This window comes from Flavobacterium sp. (genome assembly GCF_035456085.1).
Taxonomy (GTDB): Bacteria; Bacteroidota; Bacteroidia; order Flavobacteriales; family Flavobacteriaceae; genus Flavobacterium.
In genome coordinates this window covers 17,663-30,332 of record NZ_DATIDY010000191.1, presented here as the reverse complement: position 1 = coordinate 30,332, position 12,670 = coordinate 17,663, and the positions used below count along the sequence as shown (strand labels likewise).

Below are 12,670 nucleotides of genomic sequence, written 5' to 3'. Positions count from 1 at the left end.
AAATAATCCAAAGTAGCTTTTTTTGAATGATTTCCATCAAAATAAATGAGTTGGTAGTTGGCAGTTGATAGTTGGTGGTTTTGGAAGTAACTGCTAAACTCAGTAGCAATACAATTAACAGTATTGATATTGAATTTTTGCAATTGCAATTGACATTGATTTAGAGTTTCGGGACAACCTTCTAGTGTTGTAATCGCTGCTTTTGGATTTCCCAAAGCTAGGGCAGAAGTAGCCAATCCGAGAGAAGTTCCAATTTCTAAAATAGTTGTGGGCTGAAAATAATTTGCAATCCTAAATAATAATTCAGCGCGCTTTGATGAAATTCCGGCTGTTTTGGCAATTTGAGCAATTTGTCTCGTATTGGATTTAAATACGCGTGAACCTGCTCCAAAATCGGTGATTTGGATTGAGTTTTTGTTTTGCAAAAGGTCGTTTCGATACTCTTTTAAAATAGTATAATCTGATTTGAATTTCTTGTCATAAAAACATTTGGTCAATAATGTAAATACAAATGGAGAATGTACAGCATGCTCGTTTTTGGAATGCCAAAGAAATTGTAAGTAAGATTTAATTTGAAAAAGCATAGTAATTATTTCGTGGAGATTCACAACGTAAATGGCACAAAGGTACACAGAGATTTTTTAAAAACTCAAACAAAACTTTGAACGATGCTGTGGAGCTTGCGATTTCTAAAATTAAATTTTGTTAATCTCTGTGTTTCCTTCGCGAATCTCTGCAAAATAGCTTTTTATTCAACTATATTTGCCACCTTGAAATGTAGCCAAAAAACAGCAATGAATTTTATAAAATGATGAAGGAAGTAATTGAGTCTAAGAGTGCAATAACATTGGAAGAAATAAACCAGTGCATTGCCATTTTAACCGAACTAAACACTGATACAGATCAGATTTTTGAGATACCCAAAGAACAAAGAACAGCTTTAATCAAAGCAGCTGGTCAATTTGCACGCCCAGATCGTGATGAACTTGTAAAAAGAAAAAAAGACGCAAAAGCCATTGCCAAACGCAAACAAGAAAAGAAAGACAGAACTGCTCGCAAGGAAACAGGAATCCGTTCGGCTCGTGAAGCGGTTGTATTTGTCGCTCCAAAACTTTTAGCGATGAATGATTTGGCTAGTAAAGAACAATTGGAATTGGAGACTCCCAGAAAATGTTATGTGTGCAAAACTGAATTCACCAAAATGCATCATTTCTATGATTCGATGTGTTCAGATTGTGGAGATTTTAATTATGCCAAACGCTTTCAATCGGCTGATGTAAATGGACAAATTGCTGTGATTACAGGTTCTCGTCTAAAAATTGGTTACCATATTACTCTAATGCTTTTGCGTGGTGGTGCAACTGTAATTGCCACGACGCGTTTTCCTGTAGATTCGGCTATGCGATTTGCGAAAGAAGAGGATTTTAATGAGTGGGGACACCGATTGAAAATTCATGGATTGGATTTAAGACACATTCCGAGCGTGGAGATTTTTTGCAATTTTATCGAACAAAAATACGGACGATTGGACATTTTAATCAATAATGCAGCCCAGACAGTACGGCGTCCGGCTGGATTTTACACCCATTTGATGGAAAATGAAGAAAGACCTATCGTTTCATTGCCCCAGCAAGTTCAGGATTTATTATTGGATCATACCAATTGTCTGGACGAATTGAAAATATTGACCGCAGGCGCTTCATCCAATCAAAATATGCCTGTGACTTGGCATGGGCCTGAGCCTGGAATTGGGTTAAGAGCTTCTGCCAAATTATCTCAAATTCCTTACTCTTTCGATAATACATTGGTGGCTCAGGAAGTTTTTCCCGAAGGAGAACTCGATGCCGATTTGCAACAGGTAGATTTAAGAAAAGTAAACAGTTGGCGTTTAAAATTAGGACAAATAGAAACCACCGAAATGATTGAAGTACAACTGGTGAATTCGGTAGCTCCTTTTGTATTGTGTAATCGTCTTTCGGAAGTGATGAAGAAAGATAATACCGGAAAAAAGCACATTATCAATGTTTCGGCGATGGAAGGGAAGTTCTACCGTGATTTTAAGGAAGATCGTCATCCGCATACCAATATGGCAAAAGCTGCACTAAATATGCTAACCCATACTGCCGCAGGAACGTTGGCTAAAGACGGAATCTTTATGAATGCCGTTGATACTGGCTGGGTAACCGATGAAGATCCTGCAGAATTAGCCAAAAGAAAACAGGAAGAACACGATTTTCAGCCGCCACTTGATATTGTCGATGGAGCGGCTCGTGTTATGGATCCTTTGTTTGATGGTATCAATACAGGCAAACATTGGAGTGGTAAGTTTTTGAAGGATTACAGACCTATTGCCTGGTAGTACAAGATTGTCTCTTTATAAATTTAAAAGCCACAACTGAAATTAAATTTTGGTTGTGGCTTTTTTTGTGTTTATAAAATAGCATAATGTTTACCTAGTCATTATTCTTTATTCTAAATTTAATTTTTAAATAAACAATCGAATTTGAATTTGTGATAATTTTATAAAAAACTTTGTCACTTTAAAGGTTTTTCACCATTCAAATAATGTTTTTTTTTGAGATAGCAAATGACTTTTATTATTTAATTATCTTTTGCTTATTGAGAACTTTGTGAAATGGTATGTTTTTTTTACACAAAGGAATAGATTATATAATTAAAACTTAAATAGATTATAACATGAGCATAGAAAGTAACATTAGTCCTGAGCTATTGAGACAAAGAAAAGATACTGTGAGGTATATCAATCTTCAATTAGCTTCTCTTGGTCAGCCTATTTATCAAGACGATGAAAATGCAGAAATTCCGTTTTGCAATCCCAAATTTCAAGAGTTAACAAATGGTCTGATAAAGAGCTTTCGCGAAAAATCAAGGTTATTATCTAATCATCTTTCCCCAGCCGACAACCGCATTCAAAACTTTTTGAACGATTATCTTAAAGATGTCCCTTTTGATAAATCATATATTTTACCAAATGATACTTTGATTTTAACTCAAAAAGGGCATGCCAGAGAATTGAGTTTACCGCCAAACGGAACTACTTTTGTAAGTGATGATGTTACTTCTTATAGAATTAAACAGGGGATTTTAAATAATCCAACTCAAGACAAAAGAACTACAGTTGGTACATTTCATATAGTAGAAGGGAATTTGCCAGCGCCTTTGGATAAAATTGAAGTGCCAAAAATTGCTTTTGCACATTTTCTAAACGCAGCATTCAACCCTTCGGATGAATTAAAAATATTGCCATTTACATCTAATCAGGAAGACAAAGCCAAAGTAATGGTTTCTATGTTATTGAGACCAATGGTTTGTCCTGAAGTGAAGGGAGTAATTTCAAAAAAATCAATGGAGATTCGTTTTTATGCACCAGGAAATTTGGTGAGTAATTTAGATTTCGTTGAAGCTATTTTTGGCAATGCAGGTGATCCTGGACTTGCTCAAAATGATGCAGCATTAGACACAGAACATTGGACGGGTCATACCGGTTGTATTGTTCTGGCCCCACAATTGCGTACATTAAAGAAAAAGGATATTGGTTTACCTCATTTTGATGATGCTACAGATCGTCAGAAAAAAGATGGAATGTGTTGGAAAGATGAGAATGAATTGTATAATAATGGAGGTGCTTTTAAAGTAACTTGTAGAGACGAAAGAGGAGTAGTAGTAACTCTTATCGCCGATAATTATTATGGTTATTCTAAAAAAGAAATTAAAACTCAAATCAGCTATTCAGCTAATTTATTTGGTTTGGTAGAAGAGGAACATTCTGGAGGTGCCATTGCTTATCCTCGAGGTGTGATGGGTGATATTGTTAATGGAGCTGTTTTTTCAGGCAAATTTGGAAACCAATATAATTTTGAAGAGGCAAAATCATTGTTAGGTGACCGAATTGATGTGAAACCAGGCAATTATGCTGTGGACAAAAAATATCCAAACTTAATTTACATTCCAGAAAATGCTTATATCAACACCAACACCAACAGCATTACTTGGGACTATGATAACAAAGAACAAAAATTAATTCTATCTCCAAATAAAGTTTACATTCACCCAACAGGAAATAAATTTAAATTAGAAAAGCACAATGCTATTTCTTTGTGGAGAATTGTAAATACTACTCCCGAAGGTGTTTTTTGTCATAAACCTTGTACGGTTTCTGGCGGAGGTAAATCGGAGATTTCTAAATCGATGCAAAATGCGATTACTTATAGTGCATTCAATATTTTAGATATCGATGAAGACTTTAAAAAGGCCGATGAGATAATTGAATATAATTACTCTAATAGATGGAAAAATAAAGATCCTAAATTGCCACCATCAAGATCATTTTTGGATCAAAACCGAACTTTGGGCTCTGCTGTAAAATTATTGACGCCTTCTAATGAAAATAGTGATGAATTCAACGAATTTATTAAAAACATTCCGGTTCACATTCGATCATTAGTATTATTTGTAAAAAGATTGTACAGACAAGATCACGGTGCACTGAACTGGAAAGATTGTATGTCGGTTGAAATCATGAATGGCAAAAACGGTACAGGTTTGTTGTATAATAATACGCCAGTCGTTGGTAGTTATGTTCGTATCGGATTTAACCAAAAAGGGACATGGTTGTTGAATAAGTTGCGATCTGATTTCTCTGCAAGTCAAAAAATTCAGATGGAAGATGATATTTCAGCTTCGATTACACTGCCGAGTAGTCAGTTAAAGAATTTAAATCCGCAATATTCCAATAAAAGTTTAAAAGTAGTTGCCAACTGTGAATCTTATTTGTTCCAAAGACCAGACGAAGCAATCATTAGAGGTTATGACAAAGGAGCAGAAAGAGATATTGTAAGCGACAATGTGTTTTTGACAAACTATGAGCCTTTACGAAAAAAAGATGCCATCGAGATTTTTGAAGACACTATTAATTTTGATAAGTATACGCAGCCAGTTAAGGATTTAATTATCAGTATTGTGAACAGCCCAGATGAGGAAGTATATTTTTCATTGCCCTCTCATACAAGAATTGTAAATGGAGAGCCAACAAAAAACCCTCGTTATCTTGAGCCGAATATTTTTATTAATGAAACCGAAGCTAGTTATTTAGGTGAAATTGGTGTTCGTTTATTTAGAAAAATAAAATCTGAAGATCCGGTTATCAATGTGGTAAATGCAGTATTGCCGGGTAGAAGAAACAATCCTGCTGATAAAAAATCAGGCATTCGTCCGTTGGCAGTTTATAACCCAATTCACTATCAGGAAACGCCTGAATTGTTTATGGATTTTATTTGTAGTCTTACAGGTAAATCGCCATCGACTACAGGAGCTGGTTCTGAAGGTGCTTTGACCAAAGGACCTTTCAATATGTTGACACCAACATCTGATTTGAATAATGCTTTGTTATCACATATTTTAACGGAATCAAATGCCTTCAGTACCGCAGCGGGTTATGTAGGTGGAGATAATAAAGTAGATCATGATATCAGTCTTTTAATACCGGAAATTTGGGCAAGATTAGCACCTTCAGATCGTGATCCAAAAGTTTTGATTGCCAATGGCTCTTTGGAAAAAGTGGAAGATTTTGAATATGAAGGCAAAAAAGTATTGGCCAGCAGATTAGGATATCGTATTACTGATACGTTCTGTTTAAGATGCTTGAACCGTTTATTTGATGAGCCAAAAGCTGTTTTCAATGAGAAAATGTTGAAACCAGAATTACAAGGCATTGAAGATTATGTTGATGGAATTGCAAATATTGTCGAAGCGCAACAAAAAGTAGCATTATGTTATTTTGAAGATGGAAGTATCGAGGCTGCCATTCCGCCATTGAAAATCTTATTACACATCATGGCGTATGGTAATTATGAAGGAAAAGAAATGAGCGATCCTGAATTGAGAAGTTACTTCGAAAGAGATTACGTTATCAATAGCGATTGGTATAAAGAAAGACTGCATTTGAAACAACAAAAGGATATTGCTTTTTACACTAATCAGATTAGTTATTTAGAAAATTTCATTTCAAATGCTGAAAATAAAGTATTGGTAGCCGAAATGGATTTGAATACCCGTTTGCAAAACGTAAAAAATATGTTGGCAACGGCAAGTTCTCCTAAATATATCGATAGTTTAGTTGGAACAATCGGAGCTGATCCATTGTATAAAAAGTAGTCCAATAATTTTTTTATAATAAGAAATCGCTTAAAAATTAGGTGTCTAAAGATAAAAAGCCACAGCAAATCTGATTTGCTGTGGCTTTGATCATTAAAATAAGACAAGATCTGAATTATAAAATTTAGAAAAATGGATTGGTCTTATTGTCAGTTCGAGCGAAGTCGTGAACCCTTGTGCCAGCTTAATTGCGCTACCAATGACGTTTTTCAACATTTCAATAATCCGCAAACTTGTCATTCCGTAGGAATCTCCCCAAGGTGAGCAACTGACTTGAGATTGCTTTGCCAATTCGCTTTCGCTCGTGTCCTACGGAATGAATATTATAGTAGGTGTTGCGTGTAGTTTACCAGCAAGCTTACGATACGAGAGCAAATCCCTAACTATTGACCTATGATTTCTTTTCTAAAATGACTACCCCAATTAATCAATTCGTCTAACATTTTTTTCATAGACATTCCTAATGGAGTTAAAGAATATTCAACCGTTATTGGCATACTGTCATAGAGAGTACGCTTAATTATTTTATTCATTTCTAAAGCTTTTAATTCCTGTGATAACATTTTTGGAGAAATATCGGATATATCTCTTTGTATTTCACCAAATCTTTTATTGCCAAGTGTCAATGAAATGATAATTGGCAACCGCCATTTTCCTTGGATAATTTCTAATGCATCTCTCGAGACCATTAACTTAAACTGGCAAACATCTTCTTTTTGACTCATATCTATTTGATTTGCAGTATGATTTACTATAGGTAACTACTTACCAATAGGTAACAACTATATTATCGATATCAAAATTAATTAATTTTGAGTAATAAATAAAACTAAAAAAATGGAAAATTCAAAATCTTGGGTCATAGACCCTTTGCACTCTGAAGTGCTTTTCAAAATTAAGCATTTGGTTATTTCAACTGTAACCGGTTCTTTCAGAAAATTTGATGGAACTATCATTACTGAGAAATCAGATTTTAACAACGCTAAAGTATTCTTCTCAATTGATGTTAAAAGTGTTGATACTAATCAACCACAGCGGGATGAGCACTTACAAAATGATGACTTCTTCTCTTCTGATTTATATCCCAAAATAATTTTTGAATCAACCTCATTTACAAATACTAATGGAAATGATTATAAAATGAGCGGAAATTTAACAATGAAAGGTGTCACTAAAAATGTAGATTTAAATGTAGAATATGGTGGATCAGAAATTAGTGCTCAAGGTCAATTAAAGCATGGTTTCGAAATTACTGGAATTATTGATCGAAAACAGTTTGGAATAGCATGGAACATTCCTACTGGATCAGGCAGTTTGGGGTTAGGAGAAAACATCAAACTGGAAGCAAACATTCAGGTCGCTGAATTAGCATAATCGGAAATTAATAAAAAACATTAAGACAAATTGACTAATAATCTTTTTGTCTTTTTTTGTAGATAAACATAAAGCCTGCTGGTAAAAGCCACTACAACGGATTTGGGCAATTGGCTTAATGGAAAAATGGTTTTGTATTTGGAATGATTTGCTTCGCCTGTTCGCTATCGCTCGGGTGGCAAATCCGAAAATAAGGCTTAGTTTAACCCCAAACCCGCTGTAGTGCCAAGACGTATTGGTATGAGCTAGACTGTTTTAAAGTCATTTTATATTGCTTTTTTAAAATAAAAATTTATGCCTCGATGTGACAAAAAATAATTAGACTATATAAACCTTTAACCACATAGAAACATAGAATTTATAGTGTTCAAAAAGAATTTGATAGTCATCTCACTTCTCACATAGCCCACCTATGTGACCCGAGACCGAAGGGCGAACTGACGAAGTAAAAATAGGTCTATTCTATTTATTCTTTAATGATTTGTTATTAAATCTATGTGTCTATATGGTTTATCTTTTATTTAAACAGCATTCCACCCAACAGGTTGTTAAAAGTAAATTCCAAATTTGATTGAAGCTTCAGGGTTTAGCAAAGGCAAATTATATTCTTTGTTGTCTAAAGTGAATTCATCGTTACCACCAACTTTAAGGCTCAAACCAGCCCAAGGCGAAATATAAATGTTTTTGTAGATAGTAAAATTATAGCCTAAACTTCCGTTTAATAAAAAGTTGTCGAAGTTTTTGGAGGCATTGCTGCTGTCACTTTGTATGTCACTTTTCCAATAAACAGGTCCGGCTCCAATCCACCAGCCTTTCCAATTGTCTTTCAAAAAACGATCTAACAGAATCGCATACGCTTTTACATGGTGATCGGTAAAACCGTCTTTGGTTACAAAATCAGGTCTGTTGACGTCGGCAAAAAGAGCTCTGCCACGCCAATTGTCTTTTCCAATCCAACCCGCTCCAAAATAACCGCCCGTAGCATAGGGTAAAACATCGAGTTCCAATCCAAAATTCCATTTATTATTTTTAACGGAATCTGCTTCGTTTTCGTTTGCAGATTGGGCTTGCAGTTGTATAGAAAGTACCGTAAAAAGGAGTAGTAATGCTGTTTTCATGGATGAAGTTTTGAGTTATAAATTTAGTCAAAAAAAAATCTTTGTGGTTATCTTTAAGCAAATGTTGAGTTTATTAAAAAACAAAAACCACAACAGAATATAAATTCCATTGTGGTTTTGAAGCTATTTTTTTAAGATGTATCTAAAATTCTAAATTCTAAATTCTGCAATCTAAAATCTCTACCCTTCCATCTTCGCAGAAAGTTCAAACCATCTTTCCTCTTTGCTTTCAATCTTCTTGATGAGGTTTTCGAGTTCTTTGGCTTTCTTTTCGATGTCGGCATCGGCAACTTTTCCATCGGAAAATAATTGCTCGATTTTGGCTTTATCAATTTCCAAATCTTTAATTTCTTTCTCGATTTTCTGAAATTCTTTTTGCTCGTTAAAAGTTAGATTTCCTGTTGGATTGTTTTGTTTCCATTCTTTCTTTTCGGTTTTGTTTTCCTCTTTTTGAGCAATATCGGCACTGTCTTCATAGGCTCTAAAATCAGAATAATTTCCGGGGAAAGTTTCAATTTCTCCCTGACCTCTAAAAACGAATAATTGATCTACAATTTTATCCATAAAATAACGATCATGCGAAACTACAACCAAACAGCCCGGGTAATCCAAAAGGAAACTTTCCAATACGTTCAAAGTCACAATATCCAAGTCATTCGTCGGCTCATCGAGAATCAGGAAGTTTGGATTCTGAATTAAAACGGTACATAAATACAAACGTTTCAACTCGCCACCACTCAATTTTTCTACATAATCGTATTGTTTTTTGGCATCAAAAAGAAAACGCTCCAACAATTGCGAAGCCGAAATAATTCGTCCTTTTGATAAAGGAATAAATTCTCCGTATTCTTTAATAACATCAATTACGCGTTGTCCTGGTTTTGGATTAATTCCGCTTTGAGTGTAATAGCCAATTTTGATGGTATCACCAACAACCACTTTTCCACTATCAAGAGGCAAAGTTCCTGTAAGCAAGTTTAGAAAAGTCGATTTTCCAGTTCCGTTTTTACCAATAATTCCGATGCGTTCTCCACGCTGAAAATCATAACTGAAATTGTCCAGAATAACATGATCCTTGAATTTTTTAGAGATTTTATGAAGCTCGATAATCTTGCTTCCCATACGCTCCATATTAATTTCAAGCTCTACTTTGTTCTCTTTTCGGCGGCTTTGGGCTTTTTCTTTAATTACATAAAAATCATCCTGACGTGATTTAGACTTAGTGGTTCTTGCTTTTGGTTGGCGGCGCATCCACTCCAATTCTTTTACAAATAAGTTTTGCGCTTTGTCGACACTCGCATTTTCGGAAGCGATTCGTTCTTCTTTTTTCTCTAAATAATAAGAGTAGTTTCCTTTGTATTGGTAAATTTTTCCATTGTCTAATTCAATGATTTCGTTGCAAACACGTTCCAAAAAGAAACGGTCGTGCGTCACCATAAACAACGTAATATTTTCTTTTGCAAAATAACTTTCCAACCATTCAATCATTTCCAAATCCAAATGATTCGTTGGCTCATCCAGAATCAATAAATCGGGACGGTTAATTAAAATAATCGCAAGAGACAACCTTTTTTTCTGTCCACCCGAAAGATTTTTTACTTTCAATTTAAAATCTTCCAACTTCAATTTGAACAAAATTTGTTTGAATTGCGTTTCAAAATCCCAAGCGTTATGCCTGTCCATTGCGTCAAAAGCTTTTTGATAAGCCTCTTCATCTTCTGGATTTTCTAATGCTTTTTCATAAGCTTCAATTACTTTCAAACTTTCATTATCAGACGCAAAAATGCTCTCTTCAATCGTCAATTCGTCCTGTAATTTATTGTCTTGTGACAAAAACGCCATTCGGATGCTTTTTCTCAGAACAACTTGTCCCGTATCAGGTTCATCCAAACCATTGATGATGCTCATTATAGTGGTTTTTCCCGAACCATTTTTGGCAATAAAAGCAATTTTTTGGTCTTTGTTTATTCCAAAAGAGATGTCTTTGAAAAGTGTACGCTCTCCAAAAGACTTAGATATATTTTCTACTGAAAGATAATTCATTGATTAAAGTGCTTTAAATAAAGCTTTTTTGTGTTTTTAAATTTAGAGGTCTCTAATTAGGTCTCTAATTTTAAATAGAACTTTATTATGAGAGTGCAAAGATACTTTTTTGAATCAAACAAAAAAAGACAAGGGTTGTTCTATATTTATTTTCAACTGTTCTGTGTTTCGTTGCTTCTAACTTCGGTATTATATTGTTATAAAACATTTAAATTTTAATTGAACCAACAGCATTGTATGTAAACATTTTAATACACAACGCTATTTTGATTGGTAATATCAGTTAAAAAACAAATAAAATTTGAAAAAGATTTTTTTTTAAAATTAATATTTATAATTTAGCAGAACGGAACAGAACAGTACGTGTGTGTTTGATATATTTTTTTTATTATTTAAAGAAAATTAATGAGAGTATTGTGAGTTCTATTTCGAATATGGAACGAGTAAACACATTAAATAAATAATCTAAATAAATTATGTATTATATAGGATACGATATTGGAAGTTCTTCGATAAAGGTTGCCTTGGTTGAAGCTGAAACAGGAAAAAAAATAATCGTTTTAAACGAACCTCAAAACGAAATGGAAATTGTCTCATTGCAGCCGGATTGGGCAGAGCAAGATCCAGAAATGTGGTGGCAGCATATTTGTGTGGCAACCAAAAGAGCTATTCGTGAGGCCAATATTGATGCTTCAAAAATAAACGGAGTTGGTATTTCCTATCAAATGCACGGTTTGGTTGTGGTAGATGAAAATGGTGATTCTTTGCGCAATGCCATTATTTGGTGCGACAGTAGAGCTGTTGAAATTGGAAACAAGGCTTTTGCAGAATTAGGTGAAGAAAAATGTATGTCTCATTTACTGAATTCTCCTGGGAATTTCACAGCTTCAAAACTAAAATGGGTTAAAGAAAATGAACCTGAAATTTACAATAAAGTACATAAATACATGCTTCCTGGAGATTTTATCGCTTTCAAACTTACTGGCGAAATTACCACTACCAAAAACGGTTTGTCTGAAGGAATGCTATGGGATTACAAAGAAAACAAAGTCGCTGACTGGCTTTTGGAATATTACGGAATAGAAACTGCAAAAACGCCAACAATTGTTGAAAATTTCACTAATCAGGGAGTTTTAAATGACAAAGGAGCCAAAGAATCAGGATTGCCAGTTGGAATACCGGTAGTTTACAGAGCGGGAGATCAACCCAATAATGCGCTTTCTTTAAACGTTTTAAATCCGGGTGATGTAGCTGCTACAGGTGGAACTTCGGGAGTTTTTTATGCTGTAACAGATACCACGCTGGGCAAAAGCACTCGTGTAAACAATTTTGTACACGTAAATTATGATGAAGCCAATCCAAGAATTGGAAAATTACTAAACATCAACGGAGCCGGAATCCAGTACAGATGGTTGCGAAACAACATGGGCGACGAAACTTATGAATCGATGAACCATAAAGCGGCAAAAATCGCAATCGGATCAGAAGGTTTGGTAGTAATTCCTTTTGGAAATGGGGCAGAACGTATGTTTAACAATAAAAACATTGGAACCCATTTTCTAAATCTAAATTTAAACATTCACAGTAATTCGCATTTATTCAGAGCGGCATTGGAAGGAATTGCTTTTTCGTTTGTCTACGGAATGGAATGTCTAAAAGACGATAAAGCAACAATCGGAGTGATCCGCGCTGGAAACGATAACTTATTCCGCTCAGAAATATTCTCCAATACTGTCGCTACTTTAATCGGGCATGAAATTGAGATTTACAATACTACAGGTGCCGTAGGTGCTGCTAGAGCCGTGGGATTGACAGATGGTGACTTTGAAAAATTTGGTTCGAATATTTCTAAAAATGATCATGTGATGACATTTTTGCCTTTGCAAAACAGCGAACCTTACCAGACAGCATATCAAAAATGGAAACAAGAATTAGAACATATTATAAATAAATAAAACAAT

The 12,670-nt window shown here is 34.6% G+C and carries 8 protein-coding genes; 4 read left to right on the top strand and 4 right to left on the bottom strand.

Annotation, left to right across the window (positions count from 1 at the left end; translation table 11 throughout):
* The coding region (locus VLC96_RS14400) for an O-methyltransferase (RefSeq protein WP_325264007.1) at window positions 1-584 on the bottom strand (584 nt) is incomplete at its 3' end.
* Between the two features lie 224 nt (window positions 585-808).
* On the opposite strand from VLC96_RS14400, the gene VLC96_RS14395 reads away from it, so the two are divergent.
* Together VLC96_RS14395 and VLC96_RS14390 are read left to right on the top strand one after the other, a co-directional pair.
* The gene (locus VLC96_RS14395; RefSeq protein ID WP_325264005.1) at window positions 809-2,359 is read left to right on the top strand and encodes an SDR family oxidoreductase; all 1,551 of its coding nucleotides are present in this window, start codon (window positions 809-811) and stop codon (window positions 2,357-2,359) included.
* A gap of 338 nt (window positions 2,360-2,697) precedes the next feature.
* Entirely contained in the window at window positions 2,698-6,174 is a 3,477-nt protein-coding gene (locus VLC96_RS14390) for a PPi-type phosphoenolpyruvate carboxykinase family protein (protein WP_325264003.1), read from the top strand.
* A gap of 383 nt (window positions 6,175-6,557) precedes the next feature.
* Here the strand turns inward: VLC96_RS14390 and VLC96_RS14385 are convergent, their stop codons facing one another.
* Window positions 6,558-6,899: a winged helix-turn-helix transcriptional regulator gene (locus tag VLC96_RS14385; RefSeq protein ID WP_325264001.1), complete on the bottom strand. Its 342-nt coding sequence runs from the start codon at window positions 6,897-6,899 to the stop codon at window positions 6,558-6,560.
* Between the two features lie 112 nt (window positions 6,900-7,011).
* Here VLC96_RS14385 and VLC96_RS14380 point away from each other — a divergent pair, with 112 nt between their 5' ends.
* A complete protein-coding gene (locus VLC96_RS14380; RefSeq protein ID WP_325264000.1) occupies window positions 7,012-7,548 on the top strand; it encodes a YceI family protein in 537 nt (178 codons plus the stop codon).
* Window positions 7,549-8,096: 548 nt separating this feature from the next.
* Here VLC96_RS14380 and VLC96_RS14375 read toward each other — a convergent pair.
* Both VLC96_RS14375 and VLC96_RS14370 read right to left on the bottom strand, forming a co-directional pair.
* Window positions 8,097-8,666, bottom strand: a complete 570-nt coding sequence (locus VLC96_RS14375) for a hypothetical protein (protein ID WP_325263998.1) — start codon at window positions 8,664-8,666, stop codon at window positions 8,097-8,099.
* A gap of 180 nt (window positions 8,667-8,846) precedes the next feature.
* Complete coding sequence (locus tag VLC96_RS14370; protein WP_325263996.1) at window positions 8,847-10,709, bottom strand: ABC-F family ATP-binding cassette domain-containing protein; 1,863 nt, start codon at window positions 10,707-10,709, stop codon at window positions 8,847-8,849.
* Window positions 10,710-11,185: 476 nt separating this feature from the next.
* Here VLC96_RS14370 and VLC96_RS14365 point away from each other — a divergent pair, with 476 nt between their 5' ends.
* Window positions 11,186-12,664 (top strand): xylulokinase, encoded by a 1,479-nt coding sequence (locus VLC96_RS14365; RefSeq protein WP_325263994.1) that lies wholly within the window; start codon window positions 11,186-11,188, stop codon window positions 12,662-12,664.
* The last annotated feature ends 6 nt before the right edge of the window (window positions 12,665-12,670 follow it).